This is a genomic window from Pseudomonas moorei, from assembly GCF_042846945.1.
Classification (GTDB): Bacteria; Pseudomonadota; Gammaproteobacteria; order Pseudomonadales; family Pseudomonadaceae; genus Aquipseudomonas; species Aquipseudomonas moorei.
Genome location: NZ_AP035776.1, coordinates 3,782,750 through 3,803,148, shown reverse-complemented (window position 1 = coordinate 3,803,148; position 20,399 = coordinate 3,782,750). Strand labels below are relative to the sequence as shown.

Annotated in this window: 21 protein-coding genes and 3 pseudogenes; 9 read left to right on the top strand and 15 right to left on the bottom strand. The window is 61.0% G+C overall.

The window, feature by feature from the left end; translation table 11 throughout:
• Window positions 1-184: 184 nt before the first annotated feature.
• Entirely contained in the window at window positions 185-745 is a 561-nt protein-coding gene (locus ACGJAX_RS18000; protein ID WP_090323235.1) for a YSC84-related protein, read from the top strand.
• Between the two features lie 51 nt (window positions 746-796).
• Here ACGJAX_RS18000 and ACGJAX_RS17995 read toward each other — a convergent pair whose 3' ends face one another.
• The 3 genes from ACGJAX_RS17995 to ACGJAX_RS17985 all read right to left on the bottom strand — a co-directional run bounded on the left by ACGJAX_RS17995 (window position 797) and on the right by ACGJAX_RS17985 (window position 2,753).
• Window positions 797-1,510 (bottom strand): tRNA (adenine(22)-N(1))-methyltransferase TrmK, encoded by a 714-nt coding sequence (locus ACGJAX_RS17995; RefSeq protein WP_390955576.1) that lies wholly within the window; start codon window positions 1,508-1,510, stop codon window positions 797-799.
• Between the two features lie 222 nt (window positions 1,511-1,732).
• Entirely contained in the window at window positions 1,733-2,401 is a 669-nt protein-coding gene (locus tag ACGJAX_RS17990; RefSeq protein ID WP_390955575.1) for a DUF3313 family protein, read from the bottom strand.
• A 40-nt stretch (window positions 2,402-2,441) separates the two neighbouring features.
• Window positions 2,442-2,753, bottom strand: coding sequence for a hypothetical protein (locus ACGJAX_RS17985; protein ID WP_247254971.1), 312 nt, complete (start codon window positions 2,751-2,753; stop codon window positions 2,442-2,444).
• 152 nt (window positions 2,754-2,905) lie between these two features.
• On the opposite strand from ACGJAX_RS17985, the gene ACGJAX_RS17980 reads away from it, so the two are divergent.
• Together ACGJAX_RS17980 and ACGJAX_RS17975 are read left to right on the top strand one after the other, a co-directional pair.
• A complete protein-coding gene (locus ACGJAX_RS17980; protein WP_390955574.1) occupies window positions 2,906-3,631 on the top strand; it encodes a response regulator in 726 nt (241 codons plus the stop codon).
• The gene (locus tag ACGJAX_RS17975) at window positions 3,628-4,962 is read left to right on the top strand and encodes an ATP-binding protein (protein ID WP_390955573.1); all 1,335 of its coding nucleotides are present in this window, start codon (window positions 3,628-3,630) and stop codon (window positions 4,960-4,962) included. Before ACGJAX_RS17980 ends, ACGJAX_RS17975 begins: the two co-directional genes overlap by 4 nt.
• A gap of 26 nt (window positions 4,963-4,988) precedes the next feature.
• On the opposite strand, the pseudogene ACGJAX_RS17970 reads toward ACGJAX_RS17975, so the two are convergent.
• The 4 genes and pseudogenes from ACGJAX_RS17970 to ACGJAX_RS17955 all read right to left on the bottom strand — a co-directional run.
• Window positions 4,989-5,525, bottom strand: a pseudogene (locus ACGJAX_RS17970) (methyl-accepting chemotaxis protein); the annotation flags it as partial.
• Between the two features lie 372 nt (window positions 5,526-5,897).
• Window positions 5,898-6,704 (bottom strand): annotated as a pseudogene (locus ACGJAX_RS17965) (cache domain-containing protein); the annotation flags it as partial.
• 519 nt (window positions 6,705-7,223) lie between these two features.
• On the bottom strand, window positions 7,224-7,568 hold the full coding sequence (locus ACGJAX_RS17960) for a hypothetical protein (RefSeq protein WP_247254979.1): 345 nt from the start codon (window positions 7,566-7,568) through the stop codon (window positions 7,224-7,226).
• A 124-nt stretch (window positions 7,569-7,692) separates the two neighbouring features.
• On the bottom strand, window positions 7,693-8,226 hold the full coding sequence (locus ACGJAX_RS17955; RefSeq protein WP_390955572.1) for a winged helix-turn-helix transcriptional regulator: 534 nt from the start codon (window positions 8,224-8,226) through the stop codon (window positions 7,693-7,695).
• Between the two features lie 99 nt (window positions 8,227-8,325).
• Between ACGJAX_RS17955 and ACGJAX_RS17950 the strand changes: the two genes are divergently transcribed.
• Window positions 8,326-8,949, top strand: coding sequence for an isochorismatase family protein (locus tag ACGJAX_RS17950; RefSeq protein WP_390955571.1), 624 nt, complete (start codon window positions 8,326-8,328; stop codon window positions 8,947-8,949).
• Window positions 8,950-8,959: 10 nt separating this feature from the next.
• On the top strand, window positions 8,960-10,525 hold the full coding sequence (locus ACGJAX_RS17945; RefSeq protein ID WP_390955570.1) for an aldehyde dehydrogenase family protein: 1,566 nt from the start codon (window positions 8,960-8,962) through the stop codon (window positions 10,523-10,525).
• A 7-nt stretch (window positions 10,526-10,532) separates the two neighbouring features.
• Here ACGJAX_RS17945 and ACGJAX_RS17940 read toward each other — a convergent pair whose 3' ends face one another.
• The 4 genes from ACGJAX_RS17940 to ACGJAX_RS17925 all read right to left on the bottom strand — a co-directional run bounded on the left by ACGJAX_RS17940 (window position 10,533) and on the right by ACGJAX_RS17925 (window position 15,101).
• The gene (locus ACGJAX_RS17940) at window positions 10,533-11,621 is read right to left on the bottom strand and encodes a diguanylate cyclase domain-containing protein (RefSeq protein WP_390955569.1); all 1,089 of its coding nucleotides are present in this window, start codon (window positions 11,619-11,621) and stop codon (window positions 10,533-10,535) included.
• Window positions 11,622-11,703: 82 nt separating this feature from the next.
• On the bottom strand, window positions 11,704-12,609 hold the full coding sequence (locus ACGJAX_RS17935; RefSeq protein ID WP_390955568.1) for a hypothetical protein: 906 nt from the start codon (window positions 12,607-12,609) through the stop codon (window positions 11,704-11,706).
• A 222-nt stretch (window positions 12,610-12,831) separates the two neighbouring features.
• Window positions 12,832-13,029: a YbdD/YjiX family protein gene (locus tag ACGJAX_RS17930; protein ID WP_247254983.1), complete on the bottom strand. Its 198-nt coding sequence runs from the start codon at window positions 13,027-13,029 to the stop codon at window positions 12,832-12,834.
• 14 nt (window positions 13,030-13,043) lie between these two features.
• Window positions 13,044-15,101, bottom strand: a complete 2,058-nt coding sequence (locus ACGJAX_RS17925; RefSeq protein WP_390955567.1) for a carbon starvation CstA family protein — start codon at window positions 15,099-15,101, stop codon at window positions 13,044-13,046.
• Window positions 15,102-15,442: 341 nt separating this feature from the next.
• On the opposite strand from ACGJAX_RS17925, the gene ACGJAX_RS17920 reads away from it, so the two are divergent.
• Together ACGJAX_RS17920 and ACGJAX_RS17915 are read left to right on the top strand one after the other, a co-directional pair.
• Window positions 15,443-16,804, top strand: coding sequence for a cache domain-containing protein (locus ACGJAX_RS17920; RefSeq protein WP_090323257.1), 1,362 nt, complete (start codon window positions 15,443-15,445; stop codon window positions 16,802-16,804).
• A gap of 34 nt (window positions 16,805-16,838) precedes the next feature.
• A complete protein-coding gene (locus ACGJAX_RS17915) occupies window positions 16,839-17,471 on the top strand; it encodes a response regulator transcription factor (protein ID WP_090323258.1) in 633 nt (210 codons plus the stop codon).
• 339 nt (window positions 17,472-17,810) lie between these two features.
• On the opposite strand, the pseudogene ACGJAX_RS17910 reads toward ACGJAX_RS17915, so the two are convergent.
• The 3 genes and pseudogenes from ACGJAX_RS17910 to ACGJAX_RS17900 all read right to left on the bottom strand — a co-directional run.
• Window positions 17,811-18,292: pseudogene (locus ACGJAX_RS17910) on the bottom strand (FAD-dependent oxidoreductase); the annotation flags it as partial.
• Window positions 18,293-18,397: 105 nt separating this feature from the next.
• Window positions 18,398-18,739: a hypothetical protein gene (locus ACGJAX_RS17905; protein WP_390955566.1), complete on the bottom strand. Its 342-nt coding sequence runs from the start codon at window positions 18,737-18,739 to the stop codon at window positions 18,398-18,400.
• An 86-nt stretch (window positions 18,740-18,825) separates the two neighbouring features.
• A complete protein-coding gene (locus ACGJAX_RS17900) occupies window positions 18,826-19,044 on the bottom strand; it encodes a hypothetical protein (protein WP_090323265.1) in 219 nt (72 codons plus the stop codon).
• A 165-nt stretch (window positions 19,045-19,209) separates the two neighbouring features.
• Here ACGJAX_RS17900 and ACGJAX_RS17895 point away from each other — a divergent pair, with 165 nt between their 5' ends.
• Window positions 19,210-19,452 carry a hypothetical protein gene (locus ACGJAX_RS17895; RefSeq protein ID WP_390955564.1) on the top strand — a complete coding sequence of 81 codons (243 nt, stop codon included), beginning with the start codon at window positions 19,210-19,212 and terminating at the stop codon, window positions 19,450-19,452.
• Between the two features lie 13 nt (window positions 19,453-19,465).
• Window positions 19,466-19,816, top strand: coding sequence for an osmotically-inducible lipoprotein OsmE (gene osmE, locus ACGJAX_RS17890; RefSeq protein WP_390955563.1), 351 nt, complete (start codon window positions 19,466-19,468; stop codon window positions 19,814-19,816).
• A 224-nt stretch (window positions 19,817-20,040) separates the two neighbouring features.
• Here osmE and ACGJAX_RS17885 read toward each other — a convergent pair whose 3' ends face one another.
• Complete coding sequence (locus tag ACGJAX_RS17885; protein ID WP_390955562.1) at window positions 20,041-20,232, bottom strand: DUF2188 domain-containing protein; 192 nt, start codon at window positions 20,230-20,232, stop codon at window positions 20,041-20,043.
• Between the last annotated feature and the right edge of the window lie 167 nt (window positions 20,233-20,399).

The following is a 20,399-nucleotide window of genomic DNA, read 5'->3' as shown; positions in this document are numbered from 1 at the left end:
ACGGTGGTCACAACAAGTAATGGCATCGCGACTGGTCAAGGCCTGGGCCCCTGCTACGCTCAGCCGCGACGCTTGCAATTCACACACTTTAGGGTGCGCCGGATACTTTCAGTGGGTGCTGTTCCTGTCTGAGGCAGGGGCTGACCGCTGCTCCCGTCCATTGCTCCCTTTTCGGAGTAAGGAAATGACTCAATCTATGCGTTTCTTCCTGTCGATGGTCCTGGTGACAGCCTCATTGGCCTCGGCGAGTTTTCTGAACACTGCAGGAGCCGCCACCGCCGAAGATCTCAACGCCGACTCCCGGCAAGCCTTGCAATCGCTGTACAAGTCCCATCCGTTAGCTGAAACCATGTCGCACAACGCCAAGGCAGTGCTGGTCTTCCCGAAAATCATCAAGGCAGGCCTGGTGTTCGGCGGCAGCTATGGCGAAGGCGTGTTAATGAAAGGCTCGAAAGTCGTGGATTACTACAACTCCGTCGGCGGCTCGTGGGGGCTACAGGCGGGCGCACAATCCTATGGCTATGCGGTTTTTCTGATGACCGACAAAGCCCTGAAATATGTCACTGAAACCAAGGGCTGGGAAATCGGTGTAGGCCCGACCGTGGTGGTCGTTGACGAAGGGGCGGCGAAGAACCTGTCCAGTTCGACGCTGAAAGACGATGCCTATGCGTTCATCTTCAACCAGCAAGGTTTAATGGCCGGGGTCAGCATCGAAGGAACGAAGATTTCCCTGATCAAACGCTAGAAAAACCTGCCTGATTGGGCACCCGATCGGTGAAGCCGATGGGGTGCCCAATCACGTCAGGCACTGCGTTCCATCCAGCAATTCGCTGATCCACCGGGCCTGTCGGGCGATGTCCCGCACCTTTTCCTCGGGCACCGACTGGCCCGCCCGGGCGACGTGTTCCAGGGTCTTGTGCTTGAGGCGCAGCAGGCGCTGCCACTTGAGCAGGAACGCCGGGCTGCGGGCCTGCATCTGCAGCGGGCCAAAGTACAGCTCCTCGGCGCTATACATCACCGGCCCGTCGCGCTCGGCGACGATGATTTCGTAGTCAAAGCGGTTTTCCCGCAACACGTCCTCGTACAGGATGCGGTAATCATGGTTCATCAGCCATTCACGCAACGGTTGCTCGCCGCCATTGGGTTGCAGGATCAGGCGCTCCTGGCCATTCAGACGCGCCTTGCCACTGTCGAGGATGTCGCGGATCGTCTCGCCGCCCATGCCGCAGAGACTGATTGCCGTGATCCGGTCTCCGGGCTCGATCGCCGCCAGGCCATCGGCCAGGCGCACGGTGATCCGTTGCTCCAGGCCGCTCTCGCGCACCGTGCGTTCGGCCGAACAGAACGGCGTCAGTGCCACCTCGCCGGCCACCGCCGCCGTGATGACGCCACGGCGCATCAACGCCACCGGCAGGTAGCCGTGATCCGAGCCGATGTCGGCCAGGCGCGCACCGGCCGGTACCTGCGCGGCCACGCGTTCCAGGCGCATGGACAATGTCTGTTCGTTCAACGGCAACCCCTTTTCAGCACAAACGTCCGGCACCTGTGGCCGGGTCGGGACGCATTCTGTCGAGCTATGCCGTGCATTTCAAATTCCGGCGACCACGGCCTTGGTTCGCCTCGCCCTCGCGCGCGTGAATCTGGCCGCTGCGCCCCCTGGCCAGGGGCTGCTGCGGGCCGATAAACAGCAGGGCTGTAACGGGGCGAACGCTCAGCAGACATCTGCCCGGGTTTACCGACCAACCGCAACGTAAGATTGACGCAGGTCGCTGGCCCAACCATCGAGCACGGCCTTGAGGTTGTCGGCGGTCATGACCTGCTTGTCGTCGTCCAGTGGCACGCCTGTACCTTTGCGGACCACCTCAGCCACGACAAACCCGGTCACACCATCCTCGAATGACACTTCGGTGGCGATCTGGCTGTCCTGATCGCGAATGCCGGTGGCGGTGCTCACCCCGGCCGCGACCAGGGTGACCGGCAGCCATTCATAAAACCGCAAGCCCTGGGTGCTGCTGGCGACCTGGGTGATGGCAGGCTTCACCACCAGCGTATTCGGGCCCGGTTGCGAGACCACGGGCACCACCTTTTCCAGTTCGTGCCTGAGGGCGGCATCGTAGTATCGGGTCACCTCGGAGAGGGTACTTTGCGGGATCCGCTCGGTCGGTTGCGACCGTGGGTAAAACTGGCTCGGCGCCAGGTAGACCTGGGTGTACCGGCCTTTCGCCAAGGCGGGGCTGACCCAGCTGAGGACAGTCTGCCCCGAGGGCGACTGGCGCTCCGTCAGCACGCTGTAGTCGTTCAAAAAACCCGAATACATCTCGGGTTCGACTTTTTTGCTGCTGCAGGCCGACAGGCCCAGGGTGGCGGCCAGCAACAACGGCAGCGAGTGCTTGCTTTTCATCAATGCGATATTCCTTGTACGGCTTGATGGTCCGCGCCGTTCAGGCGTGGACGTGGGTTTGCGGGGTATTTTCCGAGCACTCGATGCGCAGCCGGCCCTGGGTCATGATCCAGTGGATGAATTCGGCAGTCGAAACGCTGTGGATGTACTCCACCCAGTGGTCACTGGTCGGGCTGTAACGCTCGAAGTAGCGGCGCATGATGATCTGGCTCTGATCGCTTGCCAGCTCCAGGCACGTCTGCTGGAAAAGGATCGACGTATCGTGTCCCGGTGCGGTGGTGCGCTGGGTGAGGATCAGGGAACGCGTGGCGTCGTCGCCCTCGGCGCTATAGCTGCTGTTCGTAACCTTCATGGAAGCCCCCCTCTGGAATGGAATGCTCGCAGGGTGCCCGAGGTTTTTTGCCCGACGATGTCCGATTGATGTCCGGCGGGAAGAAATATTGCTCGATTGAAATAAATGACCCCGGCATCGAAATGGTTTTAGATGCCTTCTTTTTTTGGCCCATGGATCCTGTGAACGTGAGCAAACTGCTGATCGTCGACGACGATGCGGAAATTCTGTCCTTGCTGAAGAAATTCTTCGTTCAGCATGGCTATGAGGTGGACGTCGCCGCGGATGGCCAGGCCATGTGGGCGGCGATCGCGCGCGGGCGACCGGACACCATCATCCTCGACCTGATGCTGCCCGGTGAGGGTGGCCTGAGCCTGTGTCAGAAAGTGCGGGCGCAGATGGGCGTCCCGATCATCATGCTGACGGCCATGGCCGAGCTGAGCGATCGCATCGTCGGCCTGGAACTGGGGGCCGACGACTACCTCACCAAGCCTTTCGCGCCCCAGGAATTGCTGGCTCGCGTACGCGCCCTGCAACGTCGCGCAGGCGAACAGAAAAGCCACAGTGTCGAACCATCGAGGCCGGTGATTGCCTTCGCCGGTTGGCACCTGGACATCACCTGCCGCGAGCTGCGCTCGCCCGAAGACGTGATGATTCCACTGTCCGGCGGTGAATTCGACTTGCTGGTGGTGTTCCTCGAGCACCCGCAGCGCATCCTCACCCGCGAGCAACTGATCGACCTGACGCACGGCCAGGGCCATGAGGCCTTCGACCGCAGCATCGATGTGCAGGTCAGCCGGCTGCGACGCAAGATCGAACCGGACAGCAAGCGCCCGGATCTGATCCGTACCGTACGCAATGGGGGTTATATGTTCACGGCCAAGGTCAACCGCTCATGATCTTCCGGATCTTGCACCGCGACACCCTCAGGCGCCGGATTGCCCTGACCATAGTCGCCGCAATGCTGGCTTCGCTAACCCTCAATGCCCTGTTCGTCCAGGTCGCGGGCACCTGGGCGCGTCCGCCGATCGAACGGACCGGTCTGCTGGAACAGATTGCCGCGACCACGCGAGTGATCGAGGCGGCACCGGCGCCGCTGCGCCCACAGTTGGCGAACGCGGCGAGCAACCCGATGCTGGATGTCTCGTGGAGCGCGAACCGCGATTCCTTCGATCTGCCTGCCCGAGGCGCGCAGGTCGAAGCCGGCAAGGTGCCGGTGCTGCAGCAATTGCTCGGTGATGACCGAGGGATGGAAGTGTTCCACCCCGATGACTGGCCGAAGGACAGTTCGCAGGCGCGTTATGTCGCACTGGTGCATCTGGGCGATGGCAGCTGGCTGTCGTTCACGCCCCCCGAACGCAGCTGGGGCCTGAACACCGGTACGCGGATTGCGGTGATCATCGCTTTGGGGCTGGTCGCCACCTTGCTGGTCGCCTGGATTGCCACCCGCCAACTGGCCAATCCACTCCAGCGCTTCGCCAGCGCCGCGAGGCGCTTTGGCGGCGACCTGAGCGCACCGCCGATCAACATCGAAGGCCCCCACGAGATACGCCAGGCCATCATCGCGTTCAACACCATGCAGGCGCAGATCCAGCATTTCATCGGCGAACGCACGCACATGCTCGCGGCCATCTCCCATGACTTGCGCGCCCCGCTGACCCGGATGCGCCTGCGCAGCGAATTCATGGAAGATCTGGACCATCAACGCAAACTGATTCGCGATGTCGAAGAGATGCAATCGATGATCAACGCCGCCCTGGCGTTTTTCCGCGATGACACTCACCTGGAGCAATCCACCGCGTTCGATCTGTCGGAGCTGCTGCAAACCATCATCGACGACTACCGCGACCAGGGCATCGCCATCGGTTTCACCGGCCCGGCGCACCTGGTGTATGTCGGCCGGCCGCTAGGGATCAAGCGCGTGATCGTCAACCTGCTGGAAAACGCCGTGAAGTACGGGCAGCGCCCGCGCGCCACACTGGGCCGGGACGACGATTCGGTGTGCATCGACGTCAGCGACAGGGGGCCGGGTATCCCCGACGCGGCCTTGCAACGGGTATTCGATCCGTTCTTCCGCCTCGAAACCTCGCGCAACCGAGATACCGGCGGGGTTGGCCTGGGGCTCTCGGCTGCCCGTGCGATCGTTCGCGAACAGGGCGGGGAACTGTCGTTGAGCAATCGCGAGGGTGGAGGATTGCTGGCGAGGGTGGAGTTGCCGGTGAATGGTTAGGGTCCGCTGGGAGCGAACCCCGTATTTCAATCCCTGAATTGCGTCAGTTGCTGACTCAGGGAGCCGGCCTGATCGCGCAATTGCACTGACTGTTCAAGCAAGCTGCGAATCGCATGATCGTTCTGCTCGGAGATGCGGCTGACGCCCTGGATGGCAACGGACAGTTGCTCGCCGGTGGCGGCCTGGCTTTGCGTCTGACGCGCCACTTCGCTGATGCGCGTCAGAATGTCCTGGGCGTGCTGGCGGATCTGATCGACCCCCTGGGCCGAGGTCGTCAATTGCGTGACGCCTTGACGCACGGCCTCGCCGACCTGCTGGACGTTGGCCACGGTGTTGCGCACGTCCGAACCGATGGCACCGATCATCTCGCCGATTTCACCGGTCGAACGGCTGGTCCGTTCCGCCAGTTGCCGCACTTCGTCAGCCACCACGGCAAAGCCACGTCCCTGCTCCCCTGCCCGCGCCGCTTCAATCGCCGCGTTCAGTGCCAACAGGTTGGTCTGATCGGCAATGCTGCGGATCACCGCGATGATCCCGGCGATCTGTTGCGAGCGTTTTTCCAGATCACCCACCGCGCCGGCCACCACGTCCATGGTCTGGTCGATGTGGGTGATGCCGGCCAGGGTCTGGCTCATGTCCCCGGAAATATGCTTGGTCAATACCTCGGTGTTGCGCGCCAGTTGCTCCACGTCCTCGGCTTGCTGGGACATCTCGGTCACCGAATGCGCCAGCGCCGTGACACCGCTGGCCATTTCCTCGGTCGCCGTGTGCTGGGAAGTCGCCCGCTCGGCGACGGCCTGGGTGGTATCGCCCAGGTGATTGGAGATCTGCATCAGCGTGGTGCTGCTATGGCGAATCGACCCCACCAGATCCCCCAAACGCTGGATGAACTGGTTGAACGCGCCGGCCAGTTTGCCGGTTTCGTCGCCGCTGCGTTGTTCGAAACGCAGACCCAGCTCGCCTTCCCAGGCCTGGATTCCGACGGTCAAACCCGACAACGGACGAATCTGCCACGCCAGCAAATGCCACAGCACGATGGCCAGGACCAGCAGCGCCACCAGACCGATGACCACGGCGGTGTAGAGGAAATGATTGATCCCGGCCATGGCTTCGGCGAGCGGGTACGCCACCATCAGCGCCCAATTGTTCGGTGCCTTGCCGATGTGCACCGGTTGCAGCACATAGCCCCAGCCATCGCGCTGGAAGCTGTAGGGTTGGCCCGCTTTGATGGCGTCCCTGGCTGCGGCCGGCAATTCATCCGCCGGTTTGCTCAAGCGCCTGGCATCGGGGTGGCTGGCGTACAGGCCGTCGCTGGAAACCAGCGCGCCGTAGCCTTTGAATGCATCGATGGTCGAGAGCTGGTGGTTGATTCTTTCCAGCGGGATATCGACCCCCGCCACACCCAGGGCTTTGCCGCCCTGCAACAGCGGCACCATGATCGACACCATCATCACCGACTGGCCACTGCCAGTGCTGTAGGCGAAAGGTTCGGAAGCCCACGGCTGGCGGGTATGCAGCGGTCGGTAGTAATACTGGTTGTCGGCGTTTTCCGGGGTGTAACCGGTCAACACCTCGGACTTGAGCGTGCCACCGGCACGGTTCCAGTACGTCAGGTAGCGACCACTGGCATCGTGATTCGGCTGGTTGGCATAGTCGCTGTCCTTGCCGTCGAATGCGTTCGCTTCCCAGTACTGCCCAAGCCCCAGCAAGTTCGGATTGGCCTCGAACAATTGGCGGGTCATGGCATCGGCCGTCTTGCGGTCGACCTGCTGTTGCTGCATCGCGGTGGCGACACTGGCCAAGGATTCGGCCACGGTAAAACCGGCGCCGAGTTCGACTTCCACTTCCTTGGCATTGGCCTTGACGATGGTGTCGACCAAGGCAAAGGTTTCCTTGATGGATGAGCCATAGGCGATATAGGCAATGGAACCCAGGAGCAGCGCCATGACGACGACGGTTCCGGTCAGCGCCGTCCAGAACAGCTTGAAGTGCAGTGAGCGATTAGGCATTGAGCATTCTCGAAGGAGCGATACGTCAGCCAGCACAGCCCGCGCAAAAATGAGAGTGCAGCAGCCCTGCTGGCAAGTGATTTATAGTTGATATTATTAGGCCACTATATCGAGGCGCGAGGGGCTGATGCAACCTAAATGAACAACTGCTCAGCAAGAAAAACCGGCCTGAAAAATCTGGCCGATCATTGCGCTCAGATGCGCCGGGCAGAGCGCGCCGAGGTCATGGAAACCGAACAACCGGGATGTCGTTCAAAGGCATTCCTGCGCGGCGCGTTCAAGCCGCGAAGGCCCGAAGGTCGACGCCAAAAACGCACGCTCATACAAAAACACTTTGCCACCATTGGAAGCCTTGTCCTTGTAGGCCTCGAGCACATCGTCCGCCGCGACTTTGCTGGACACGACAATCCGGTAGCTGCGCTGGGTTTCGGTCACGGTGGTTTTCAGCGAGCCATCCTGCAGTTTCGGCAGCACGCAATGGGCATAGTCGGCGGGAGCCTTGCGGGTCTGCAAGGTCAGCGTCGGGTCGTTCGGGGCCGAAGCACAGCCCGACAACAGCAAGGATGCGACAAGCGCCTGCCGGGTCAACATTTTCATCGAGCAAGTTCCTTGGAAAACATGTTGGATGCGCGGGATTTTCCTTGTTTGCCGCCAACAACAGAACTTGAGATCAATGATGATCACTATTGCCAGAAGCAATAGTCATCAGCAGCGCCGGTGTTTACCCGGCCTTGTCGCCCACGGCTTCGGGCGTTGCGCGATGGCCCTTGAACGCATCACGCCGCGCCTGTCGCTCCAGGGCATAGGCGGCACTCGGCTCGCTGATCAGTTCTTCGCGGCGCAACAGCTCGCCGCAATGCTCACACAGCGGCCCCAGCCCGGCCGCGTGGCCGCAGGTCTGGTGGGTATAACGCACGGCTAACGTCTCCCCTTCTGACTTGCACCAGGTTTCGCCCCAGGCACGCAGGGCGAGAATCACCGGGTAAAAGGCCTGGCCTTTTTCCGTGAGGTGGTACTCATGGCGCAGCGGCCGCTCACTGTAGGCACGACGCTCGATCAGCCCGTCGGTCTCCAGGCTTTTCAGGCGTGCCGCGACCATCTGCGGGGTGCCTCCGGTCTGCGCCTGGATCTCGTCGAATCGATGGCTGCGCATGAACAATTCGCGCAATACCAGCACGGTCCAGCGATCTCCGACGACTGACTCGGCCCGTGAAATCGGGCACAAGGTTTCAGGACTATTCTGTTTAACCGCCATACGGTCTTGCCTCTTTCACACTTACTATGATTATCATATTAACACCGTGCCACAGCAAGCCCAAGGCACAGCTCCACCTACATGCGAGGAAAATCCGTCATGTCGAACACTGCCTACCCCCTTGATCGGACCGCTTACCTGCTGGTCGATCCTTACAACGACTTTCTGTCCGAGGGCGGCAAAGTCTTCCCGTTAATCAAACCGATCGCCGAGCAAGTCGGCCTGCTCGATAACCTGCGCGCCCTCGATAGCACGGTTCGTGGCCTCGACATTCCGGTGTTTATCGTACCGCACCGTCGCTGGGAAAAAGGCGACTACGAAAACTGGGATCACCCAAGCCCGTCCCAATGCAAGATCCAGCACATGCACCACTTCGCCCGCGGTGAATGGGGCGGGGAATGGCACCCGGATTTTGCCCCGAAAGCCGGTGACGTCGTGGTTTCCGAGCACTGGGGCTCGAGCGGTTTTGCCAACACCGACCTGGATTTTCGCCTCAAGCAACGGGGCATAACCCACGTGATCATCGTCGGTCTGCTGGCCAATACCTGCATCGAGGCCACCGCCCGGTACGCCCAGGAACTTGGCTACCACGTCACCCTGGTGCGAGATGCCACCGCGGCATTCAAGCCGGAAATGATGCACGCCGCCCACGAACTGAACGGCCCGACTTTCGCCCACGCGATTGTCACGACAGATGAACTCATCGCCACTCTGGCGCAGTGAGGCGCACACCATGAAACTGACCGGAAACCTGCTGATCGGCGTCCATGAAATCCCTGCCACCGAAGGGACCCTGAAGGCGCTCAACCCCGCGACCAACCAGTTCATCGAGCCGGATTTCGCCCTGGGCGGCGTCGCGCAAGTGGACCAGGCCGCAATCCTGGCCGACGAGGCGTTTGACGCCTACAGCCATACTTCCCTCGCCGAGCGTTCGGCCTTCCTGGAACGCATCGCCGACAATCTCGACGCGGCCAGCACAGCGCTGGCGGCACGGGCATCGCTGGAAACCGGCCTGCCCGAGGCGCAACTGCAAGGTGAAGTCGCAAAGGCCGCCACCCAGTTCCGCCAGTTCGCCGATGTCGTGCGCAAAGGACGCTTCCTGCAACTGGCCATCGATCCGGCACAGCCTGAGCGTCAGCCACGCCCGCGCATGGATCATCGCTTGCAGAAAATCGCCATCGGCCCGGTGGCGATCTTCGGCGCGAGCAACTTCCCCATCAGTTATTCAGTGGCCGGTGGCGACACCGCCTCGGCCCTGGCGGCGGGCGCAACGGTGGTGCTCAAGGCCCATAACGCCCATCCAGGCGCCTCGGAAATTCAGGCCCGGGCCATTCGCCAGGCGGTGCAGGACAGTGGTTTGCCTGAAGGGGTGTTCTCGATGGTGCGCGGCAGCGGCAACGCAATTGGCGAAGCCCTGGTCGACCATCCGTTGATCAAGGCCGTGACCTTCACCGGTTCGGAACAGGGTGGCATGGCACTCTATCGGCGTGCGCAACTGCGCCCGGAACCGATTCCGGTGTTTACCGAGATGACCAGCGTCAACCCCACCTTCATCCTGCCCCTGGCGCTGGCCGAACGGGGCGCGTCAATCGGTGACGGTTTTGCCGAACGCATGTTGGTCAATGTCGGCCAGGCCTGCCTCAAACCGGCCATCCTGATCGCCATCGAAGGGCCAGGCTTTACCGCCTTGCGCGCCGCCATGATCAAGCGCGTCACCGAGGCGGCAGCACGTCCGATGCTGACGCCGGGGATTCACGCCGCCTACGTCAGCGGTCTGGATCACCTGCAAAATGTCGGCGCCACACAGGTGGCCGCAGGCCTGGCCGCCCATGGCGACCTGGACGGTCAATCCGCGTTGCTGGAAGTCGACGGCCAGCGTTTCCTCAGCGAGACCGCACTGGCGCACGAAGTGTTCGGGCCGGCGGCGCTGCTGGTCAAGGTCAGGGATGAGGCGGAAATGCTGGCGGTCGCACGGGCGCTTCGCGGTCAGCTCAGCGCGGCCATGCACCTTGAAGCGGGTGATCTGGGACTGGCGCAACGTTTGTTGCCGGTACTGGAGCGGCGCACCGGGCGGATTGTGGTCAATGCCTTTGCCCATCCGCAGGAGGTGTCCTTCGCCACCATCCATGGCGGACCGTTTCCGGCGTCCTCGGACAGCCGCTTCACCTCGGTGGGCATGACGTCAATCGAGCGCTTCTTGCGCCCGGTGTCGTATCAGGGCTTTCCCGATGCGCTGTTGCCCGAGGCCCTGCGCGACGGCAATCCCCTGGGCGTTCCGCGTAGCGTGGACGGCCAGTAAGCGTCAATCATGACCCGGCATTCAGGGGTTCACTGCTCGAATGCCGGTTCTTTTCCATGGCTTGCACCTGGTTGCGCCCATTGCGCTTGGCCTGGTACAGCCCGTCATCGGCGCGGGTCAGCAGGCTTTCCAGGGTGTCACCGGGCTCAGCGAAGGCGACCCCGAAGGACGCGGTAATGGTATCGAGCACGGTGTCGGTGCCGCGCGCCTTGATCCGCAATGCCTGGACTTTCAGCCGCAGCTGCTCGGCGTAGGCCTTGGCCGCGTTGAGATCGGCGCATTGTTCGAGCACCACGCAGAATTCCTCACCGCCATAGCGGGCGGCAAACCCGTTGGCTGGAAGCGCACCGCGCAGTACCTGGCCCACGTGCTGAAGCACCCGGTCGCCCAGCGGATGGCCGTACAGATCGTTGAATTGCTTGAAATGGTCGATATCCAGCATGACCAGGGCCACGCCCCGGGAAGCCTTGCCCAGTGCCTGTTCGAGCAAGCGTGTGAAGGCCGAACGGTTGAGCAGTTCGGTCAGGCCATCCATTGTCGCGGCCCGTTGCGCACGCTCCAGTTTGTCGCGCAGGCTTTTGATTTCGCTTTGCGCCGACTGCAACTGGGCGAGGAAGTGTTCCTGCTGGCTCTGCATCAGCCGGGTGCTCTGCTGCAATTCGCTCAAGATGTCCGGCAGACGCGCGTCGACCGGTTCTTCGAGCATCTCCATGCACTGGCCAAGACGGTTCTGAAACGTCAGATTGCCCTTTACGCTGCGCGAGACGTCCCGCTCCATGCCATCGACCAGGCTGATGACCTGCTGCTGCTCGGCGCGGACATCCTCCAGTTCGTCACGGATGATGTACTCGCGAAACAGCTTGGTGGCGGATTCCGGCGGAAAGTAGTCGAAGTCTCTGAGCACCCGGTCCAGGTGGCGATTGAGCTCCGGGTCCTGGCCCTTGCTGTAGGTGTACCAGAGTGCGTAATGCACAGGATTGGGCGGAATGTTGTGGCGGACCATCAGGGGCACGGCTTGCTTGAGCAAAGCCGCCGCCTCCCGAGTGTCTTCCGGGTACAGCGCTAAAACATTCGCACGCGATTCTGATTGGCTCATGGCATCACTGTGGTTGTTTATCTTTGGCATTCGGACAGTGCGGGGGAGCATACCGATACGCCCGACAAACGGCTATCCAAAACTAGCGGATTTCTGCCAGTGAACAGGGTTCGATGAACCCGCAACCGAGGATTTCGTCCAGGCGTTTACGATCGCTCATTCGGCGAAACAGCCCTGGCGTGCGCCACGGCGCGTGACCGTCAACGTTGGGCGCGCCCACCCCGGCCCGTACGTCGTCGATCAGAAGGGAGCGGGTTTCAAACGAAATGCGCGTCAATCCGGTGCAGTTACCCACGCCGGCATGGGCATGCGCCCCGGAAAAAGCAATCAGGCTCCCCGGCGCGAGTTCAACGGCAATTCCCTGCTGCGGGTCAATGGCTTCCAGCAGATGCGGGATGGCCTCGTCGGCATCCACTGCATTACGACCGTCGCGATGGGAGCGCTCAAGGATCGCCCGCATATCGAAATCGGCGCTGGAATTGCGCAGCGCTCGCTGCCACAGGTGCGGATACAAGGCAAAAGTCCGACCCGCCGTGATCGGATAAATCGGCGCCCACCAGTTGGTTTGCGCATAGAGATTGGAGCCCCAGGTATCGCGGTGAAAGGCGATGGTGGCCGTGGTTCGGGCACGCGGCGTCGATTGCCGGGGTTCTCGGTGGGGCTGAAAACGCAGGTGCAAACGGTCACAGGCCAGGGCATCGGCGGCCATCCCCAGGCTTTCCAGCACGGCCTGCCAACTCTGGCGGATCTCGGTCGCGCCGGCGAAAGCGCTCTGACATTGGGCAAAACGTAGCGTCTGCTCGCGGTGGCTCAGATAACGATGGATCTCTTGCGGCGCCCAGGGATGCAGCGCGTCTTCCAGCAACGCTCGGGTCAATGCCACCAGCGCAGACATGGCTGGCAACTCAGTCATGCGAATGATCTCGCCGGCATAGATCCGATCATGAAACTGCCGGGCGCTGCCCGGTATTGCCAGCGAGCTGTACATGAGCTGATCTCCCCTGACGTTGCGCGCTTGACTGTAGCGGCAAGCCGATTGCGCCGGGAAGCACCAGATCGGGTGGAAAAAGGCGGATCAGTTCAAAGGCAACCCGTCCGGCACAGCCTGCCGAGTGAAACGAAAAAAGCCCTGCACGCGCAAACATGCAGGGCTTGCTGGTCAGGCTGACCTTCTCGTTCAACCGGCCTGAGCGGCCGGTTTTTCATTCGCTCAACAACACTTCGGTCCAGCCTTGCTGCCGTAACGGGCTTCCTGGCGTTCGCGGAAGAACGCCTCGTAGTCCATCACCGGTTGGTCCGGGTGTTTGTTTTGCATGTGCTCGACGTAGTTGTCGTAGTCGGGCATGCCGACCATCAGGCGTGCGGCCTGACCGAGGTATTTACCAAGGCGACTCAGGTCATTGAACATGGTGCAATCCTCGTTTACGCCTCCGGCAGGGCCTGGAATGGCGCTTCTTTGTCCGTACGCTCTTTTGTACCCCAGGCCGCGACACCGACCTTGAGCGCAAAGAACAGGATGCTGAACACCACGAACAGGAACAGCGCGGTCAGTGTGGCGTTGGTGTAGGCGTTGAATATCACATGCTGCATCTGGTCAATGTTCTTGGCCGGAGCCAGCACCTGACCGTTGGCCAGCGCATCGCTGTATTTTTTCGCCAGCGACAGGAAGCCGATCGCCGGGTTGGCGTCGAACAGCTTGATGAAACCGGCGGTGGTGGTACAGATCAGCAACCACACCGCAGGCAACAGCGTGACCCAGACGTAGCGCTGGCGCTTCATCTTGATCAGCACGACGGTGCCAAGCATCAGCGCGATACCGGCCAGCATCTGGTTGGAAATACCGAACAGCGGCCACAGGGTATTGATGCCACCCAGCGGATCGATCACGCCCTGGTACAGCAGGTAACCCCACATCGCCACACACCCGGCGGTCGCGATCAGGTTGGCGGTCCAGGAGTCGGTACGGCGCAGCGCCGGCACGAAGGAACCCAGCAGGTCCTGCAGCATGAACCGCCCGGCACGGGTACCGGCGTCGACCGCCGTCAGGATGAACAGGGCTTCGAACAGGATCGCGAAGTGGTACCAGAACGCCATGGTGTTTTCACCCGGCAGGACGTGGTGCAGGATCTGCGCGATACCGACCGCCAGGGTCGGCGCACCACCGGCACGGGCCAGGATGGTGGTTTCACCGATGTCCCTGGCAACCGCTTGCAGGGCGTCCGGGGTGATGGCGAAGCCCCAGCTACTGACGGTTTGCGCGACGCTCACGGCATCGGCACCGACCACGGCGGCCGGGCTGTTCATGGCGAAATACACGCCTGGATCGATCACCGAGGCGGCGACCATGGCCATGATGGCGACGAAGGATTCCATCAGCATGCCGCCGTAACCGATGTAACGGGCATGACCTTCACTGGCGAGCAGCTTCGGCGTGGTGCCCGAAGCGATCAGCGCGTGGAAACCGGACACCGCGCCACACGCGATGGTGATGAACAGGAACGGGAACAGTCCGCCCTTCCACACCGGCCCGGTGCCGTCGATGAACTGGGTCAGCGCCGGCATTTTCAGCTCGGGCATGGTCACCAGGATGCCGATGGCCAGGGCGACGATGGTGCCGATCTTGAGGAAGGTCGACAGGTAATCCCGTGGCGCCAGAATCAGCCACACCGGCAGAACGGCCGCGACGAAGCCGTAGCAGATCAGCATCCAGGTGATCTGGATACCGGTGAAGGTAAAGACCTTGGCCCACGCCGGATCGGCGGCAATCTGCCCGCCCAGCCAGATCGAACCCAGCAACAGCACCACGCCGATCACCGAGATTTCACCGATGCGGCCCGGACGGATGTAGCGCATGTAGATGCCCATGAACATCGCGATCGGGATGGTCGCCATGACCGTGAACATGCCCCACGGGCTATCCGCCAAGGCCTTGACCACGATCAGCGCCAGCACCGCGAGGATGATGATCATGATCAGGAAGCAGCCGAACAGCGCAATAGTCCCCGGAATGCGGCCCATTTCTTCACGGACCATGTCGCCCAGGGAGCGGCCGTTGCGGCGGGTGGACATGAACAGGACCATGAAGTCCTGCACGGCGCCAGCCAGCACCACGCCGGCGATCAGCCACAGCGTGCCGGGCAGGTAGCCCATTTGCGCCGCCAGCACCGGACCGACCAGCGGACCCGCGCCGGCGATGGCCGCGAAGTGGTGACCGAAGAGCACGTGTTTATTGGTCGGTACGTAGTCCAGACCATCGTTGTTGAGCACAGCCGGTGTCGCTCGATTGGGGTCGAGCTGCATCACTTTATTGGCGATGAACAGGCTGTAATAACGGTAGGCAATCAGGTAGATAGCGACGGCTGCGACGACGATCCACAGGGCGTTGATCGCTTCGCCGCGGCGCAGGGCCACGACACTCAGCGCAATCGCTCCCAGGACAGCCACGGCAAACCAGGCGAGGTGTTTAGCCAGACGGGGCATAGAATGTCTCCTGCCGACAGCCGGTGGACTGCGGCGGTAATTTTTATAATTGTGTCCGCATTGCGGAGCTGGCCCAATATCCGCGCATGCCGTCCACAAATAAATCCGCGTTACTACGTATGCGATTTCTACGTAGTTCTACGTAGACGACCGCCAATCCCCTGTAGGAGCGAGCCTGCTCGCGATGGACGTCAGGGCAACGCGGGCATTCAGACAACCCGCGTCATCGTTGACGACCATCGCGAGCAGGAGATCTGCATCGACCAGCGGACCTTTGGCTATCTCCTACAAGGTGCCTGTTTGGCATATGATCCCGAGCCTTCGCGGGGGCAGGAGTCAAGATGCAGCTCAAACACAAAATCGTCGCGCTCGGAATTCTGCCGCTGGTGCTGGCCATCGCCGTCATCTGCGCGCTGGTGATTTCCCTCAATCGCCAACTGGGTGACCAACAGGCGCAGCTGATCGAAGACAGCATTCTGGCGAGCAAGCGGGCCGAACTGAAAAACTACGTGGAAATGGCGCAAAGTCTGATCGCGCCGCTGTACGACGACGGTCACGGGGACGCGCATGCCCAGCAACAGGTGCTCGAAGAACTGCGCAAGCTGAGCTTTGGCATCAACGGCTACTTCTTCGTCTATGACCACGAGGGCCGCAGCCTGATGCACGCGCGGCAGTCGGAGCTGGTGGGCAAATACCTGTGGGACATGAAAGACCCCCACGGTTTGCCGGTGATCCAGGCGTTGCTCAAAAGCGCGCAATCGGGCGAAGGCTTTCAACGCTACGCCTGGAACAAACCCTCGTCAGGACAGGTGACCGACAAGCTCGCTTATGTGGTGATGCTCGACCGTTGGGGCTGGATGCTCGGCACCGGCATCTACCTCGAAGACGTCGAACGCGCCACCCAGCAGGCCCGTGCCGAAGTCGCCCAGGGCATCCGCAAAACCATGATGGCGATTGCCGTGGTGGCGCTGGTGGCGGTGTTGTTCGTGTTCGCCACCGGCATGACCCTCAATGTCAGCGAGCATCGTCTGGCGGATAAAAAACTGCAGCGCCTGACCCAGCGCATTGTCAGCCTGCAGGAAGAAGAACGATCACGGGTTTCCCGCGAACTGCATGACGGCATCAGTCAGGTGCTGGTGTCGATCAAGTTTCAGTTCGAACTGGCCAGCCATGTCCTGGAAAACGGACAGGACAAGGGCCTGGGCATCTTGAGAGACGCCACCGAACGCCTGGGCGAAGCGATTGGCGAAGTGCGCAGCCTCTCCCACGACCTGCGCTCGTCCTTGCTCGACACCCTGGGCCTGCCGGCCGCCATTGGCCAACTGGCCGCCGAATTCGAGCAGCGCAGCGGGCTGACGGTGACTTACAACGACAACGAATTCGACTGCCAGTTAGTCGATGGCGCCGCCGTTTCGCTGTTTCGTATCGTGCAGGAAGGCCTGACCAACATCGAACGCCACGCCCAGGCCAAAAACGTCTCCATCACCTTGCATGGCTCTGAAGAAAACGTGCGCCTGACCGTGGTCGATGACGGCGTCGGTTTCAACGTCGCTCAGGTCGAGCGTCGTCACGCGGGCATTGGCTTGCGTAATATCCGTGAACGGGTCGAACATTTTGGCGGCCGCGTCGAGTTGATCTCGATGCCGGGAAAAAGCTCGCTGGACGTTCTGCTTCCCATGAAACCCTCAGGCAGCCAACGCTGACCGTGCCCAAGAACAACATGAGTGAATGCCTACGATGACCCTGCCCTCCCCGATCCGCGTCGCCCTGGTTGACGATCACTCCCTGGTCCGTGACGGGATCAAGGCGCTGCTGGCCGTGATGGCGCCCCTGGAAGTGGTGGGAGAAGCCGAGAGCGGCGCCGAGGCCATCGAGATGGTCGGGCGCTGTCAGCCGGACCTGTTGCTGGTCGATATCAGCCTGCGGGACATGAACGGCCTTGAGCTGACCCGCGTCCTGCGCAGCCAGCACCCTGCGCTCAAGGTGCTGGTGCTGAGCATGTACGATAACTATGAGTACGTGAGTGAGTCGGTGCGCTCCGGCGCCAGCGGCTACGTGCTGAAAAATGCCCCGTCACGGGAAATCATCGCCGCCATCGAGGCCATCACCAGCGGCGGCACCTTCTACAGCGCCGAGATTGCCCAGCGGCTCATCGCCGATAAAAACACTGACAACGAACTGACCCCCCGCGAAAGCCAGGTGTTGTACAAAATGGCCCAGGGCCTGAACAACAAGGAAATGGCGCGAGAGCTGGACATCAGCGTGCGCACGGTGGAAACCCATCGCCTGAGCATCCGCCGCAAGCTCAACATCGACAAGCCCGCGGCGCTGGTCAAATACGCGATCGACCACGGGATCATTTCGCGCTAAGGCATATCGGCCCTGCGTGATCGATCTGGGTTCATTTCCGAGAAAAACCTGCAGGAGCCGACAAGCCGGCTCCAGAGATCGTGCATGACAACTCCACCTGCTTAAACGAGGGGGGAGGCTGAATTGCAGGCAAAAAAAATCCCAGGCAGCTGATGGACGCCTGGGATTTAAAAATGCATAAACCGTGGTGGTGAACGCGGCGCGAATATTACGGAATATTTCGCCGTGTAACAAGATATTTTAATTAACCATGCAGTTACTAAATGTTCTAACCCTCTAAATATCCTGACATTTTTTATGGCTAAGGTAGAAACCGCCTTAACTTTGGCTTAACCGCATTCATGCAATCGGGATCAGAGGGTCCGCTGCCGCCCATGCAATGGCGCGGTCTGCCGCTGGCGGATAGATCCACACCGTATTGATCTGGGTTTTGAGCGACTTGCCTTCCTGCTTGATCAGCTTGACCTGACGATCCCAACCTTCGGTGTAAACCGCACCCCAGGCGCCCAGGTCCAGGCAGGTCACGTATTTCGGCTGGCTGTACGGCGTCGGGTCCACGCCGAGGACCTGCGCAGCGACGTTATGACCGGCATGGCGACCCAGGACAATGGCGTGCTGGCAGGTCATCAAGGCGTGGTTGCCGATGTCGTCGGAGGCCGCATAAGCGACGTCACCAGTCGCGTAGTGTCGTCCTGGCCAATGACTTTCAAGTGGGCATCGACGTGCAGGCGGCCGAGGTGATCGCGTTCGGCGGGGATCTGTTCGGTCAGCGAACTGGCACGCACACCGGTCGTCCAGACCACCGTCCTCGCGTCGATGCGCAGGTGGACAGCTGGATGAATGATCGTCGGGAAAAGAAAGGCACCAGCAGTGCCCAAGCCAGCGACGATCAGCTCATCCAGATCACTGATATTTCAAGCTGAACCCTACAGACAGTCACGCATTGCCTTTTGCAGTGCGCCTGACTTTGCCCAAGGCGGCCCCTGATAAAGCGACACGCGGCTGCCATCCTTGTACTTCACGATGTCCAGAATTTCATCGGCGGTGACGATGCTGGGCGCGGTAATCCTGTAGCCGTTGGAAATCGAGGTCTGGGTGGTATGGGATACTTCTTTCTGCCACGCCGGCAACACACACGCTGCCACTTCTTTCGGCACTTTCGTACTGTATTTGCTGACATTCGGCTCGCCTGGAACCAATGAAGCCGGCAACGAGCAACCCGCCAGTAACGCCAACACGGCTCCCCCCATCAACATCCGACTCTGCATTCAAAGTGCCCTTAATCTGAAAACGTGAAATGTAGCGTGTCGCGGTCCTTACATCCATTTCTTACATCCGTTCCTGAAAAAAAATCTCAGCAGTTGGCAGGGTCATCCGTGGTGCCGGGATAGGAACGCGTATTGAGATAGGTCATCCACCGCTCATAGGCCTCATGCTGCCATCGCGTGACCCGCTCCCATTCCGGCCCGCTGAGCTGATGCGCGGAAATCAGACTCATCATTTCGCTGGTAGCCGCGTCCAGGTCGGCGATCAGCGCGTGTGCCTGCGCCCTGAAGTCATCGGTCGTCGTCATTTGAAGGTCCCCCCAGCCGGAAAATCGATACCTCAATACGACCGCGAATTTTCCCGTTCGCGCAAACTTCCCGACCAAAGGAAGCCGCGCAGTATCAGACGAACACAACGCCCGGGCCGGGAAATGGGTCTAAAATTTCCTAGCGCAGACATTCAGGAGGTCATCATGTGGCTTAACGAGTCGGAACAAGAACTTCGCCGCGACTTGCAGAGCGTTGCGTCGGACCTCAGATGGTCCGCCGTCGAACTGCTGCGCATCGCCGAACAGTTGCGTCAGGCCGGCAATGATGTAGACGCGCAGGCCGCCCTCAGGCTTTGCGATGTCTTCCAGAGCGATGAAGGACGATTGGCCGGTTACGCCGAAGAAGTCAAAGCCCGGGCCATCAGTCGAACCACCCGGACAAACTGAGCGGAGCGCTGCCATGAACAGCCCCCTGTGCACGCTGGTCGTACTGCTGACGGCGTTGAGTGGCTGCAATACCGACTCTCAAGTCTTCCGCAATCAACCGCTGGTGGCCAAAGTCGAAACCGGCATGAGCAAGGAGCAAGTCCAGCAAATCGGCGGCCCGCCGCTGTCGATCACGGACCGCAGCGTTGAACCCGGCACCTGTTTTGATTACCGGCTGACCCAGTCTGGCCAACAGCAGCCATACAACGTCAGCTTCGACAGCCGGGGCAAGGTCGACCACACCAGCTTCATGACCTGTGCCGAATGGAGTCGCGCACAGCAAAAAGCCAGGGAGCCTTCCCATTCCAGTGGCGGCGGCTACTGAGCACCGCGCCACCATCAAAAAGCCCCGGCATGCCGCAGTGCTGTTCAGATAAGAGATAGAGCGAGCAATCAATAACCTGTGGCGAGGGAGCTTGCTCCCGCTGGGGCGCGCAGCGGCCCAAAAAATGGGACTGCTGCGCAGTCCAGCGGGAGCGAGCTCCCTCGCCACAGGTACAGTGTTCGTCCTTAACTGAACAGTATTGCCGGCATGCCGGGGCTTTAACGTTACTGACTACGCGCCTGCCTGTTCGACCGCGCCTTGTAACCTGGAAGCGACGCTGCAAAGGCCAGTGCTTCTTCACGGCTGCCAAAGGAGGCCAGTCGATCGCCTTTGGTGCATACCCGCCAGGGGCCGTTGTTCACGCTCAGTACGTCGTAGCCGTTCATGTGCATTTTGTTCAACATCGAAACGCTCATGGTTGTCTCCTTTTCGGCAGTGATATCCAGGGTTGACGTGCCTACCTTACACCCACCTTTTATCCGAATGCCGACCAGACGTCGTATCGCCACACCCCCCTTCAATGGCACTTTCACGTATTTCTCACATCGAACTACCCAACCACCGGTAAAACGGGATGCGGCGC

Coding starts and splice junctions, on each gene's coding strand:
- ACGJAX_RS18000 (WP_090323235.1), top strand. CDS start 185: ATGACTCAATCTATGCGTTTCTTCCTGTCGATGGTCCTGGTGACAGCC.
- ACGJAX_RS17990 (WP_390955575.1), bottom strand. CDS start 2,401: ATGAAAAGCAAGCACTCGCTGCCGTTGTTGCTGGCCGCCACCCTGGGC.
- ACGJAX_RS17985 (WP_247254971.1), bottom strand. CDS start 2,753: ATGAAGGTTACGAACAGCAGCTATAGCGCCGAGGGCGACGACGCCACG.
- ACGJAX_RS17980 (WP_390955574.1), top strand. CDS start 2,906: ATGGATCCTGTGAACGTGAGCAAACTGCTGATCGTCGACGACGATGCG.
- ACGJAX_RS17975 (WP_390955573.1), top strand. CDS start 3,628: ATGATCTTCCGGATCTTGCACCGCGACACCCTCAGGCGCCGGATTGCC.
- ACGJAX_RS17960 (WP_247254979.1), bottom strand. CDS start 7,568: ATGAAAATGTTGACCCGGCAGGCGCTTGTCGCATCCTTGCTGTTGTCG.
- ACGJAX_RS17955 (WP_390955572.1), bottom strand. CDS start 8,226: ATGGCGGTTAAACAGAATAGTCCTGAAACCTTGTGCCCGATTTCACGG.
- ACGJAX_RS17950 (WP_390955571.1), top strand. CDS start 8,326: ATGTCGAACACTGCCTACCCCCTTGATCGGACCGCTTACCTGCTGGTC.
- ACGJAX_RS17945 (WP_390955570.1), top strand. CDS start 8,960: ATGAAACTGACCGGAAACCTGCTGATCGGCGTCCATGAAATCCCTGCC.
- ACGJAX_RS17940 (WP_390955569.1), bottom strand. CDS start 11,621: ATGAGCCAATCAGAATCGCGTGCGAATGTTTTAGCGCTGTACCCGGAA.
- ACGJAX_RS17935 (WP_390955568.1), bottom strand. CDS start 12,609: ATGTACAGCTCGCTGGCAATACCGGGCAGCGCCCGGCAGTTTCATGAT.
- ACGJAX_RS17930 (WP_247254983.1), bottom strand. CDS start 13,029: ATGTTCAATGACCTGAGTCGCCTTGGTAAATACCTCGGTCAGGCCGCA.
- ACGJAX_RS17925 (WP_390955567.1), bottom strand. CDS start 15,101: ATGCCCCGTCTGGCTAAACACCTCGCCTGGTTTGCCGTGGCTGTCCTG.
- ACGJAX_RS17920 (WP_090323257.1), top strand. CDS start 15,443: ATGCAGCTCAAACACAAAATCGTCGCGCTCGGAATTCTGCCGCTGGTG.
- ACGJAX_RS17915 (WP_090323258.1), top strand. CDS start 16,839: ATGACCCTGCCCTCCCCGATCCGCGTCGCCCTGGTTGACGATCACTCC.
- ACGJAX_RS17905 (WP_390955566.1), bottom strand. CDS start 18,739: ATGCAGAGTCGGATGTTGATGGGGGGAGCCGTGTTGGCGTTACTGGCG.
- ACGJAX_RS17900 (WP_090323265.1), bottom strand. CDS start 19,044: ATGACGACGACCGATGACTTCAGGGCGCAGGCACACGCGCTGATCGCC.
- ACGJAX_RS17895 (WP_390955564.1), top strand. CDS start 19,210: ATGTGGCTTAACGAGTCGGAACAAGAACTTCGCCGCGACTTGCAGAGC.
- osmE (WP_390955563.1), top strand. CDS start 19,466: ATGAACAGCCCCCTGTGCACGCTGGTCGTACTGCTGACGGCGTTGAGT.
- ACGJAX_RS17885 (WP_390955562.1), bottom strand. CDS start 20,232: ATGAGCGTTTCGATGTTGAACAAAATGCACATGAACGGCTACGACGTA.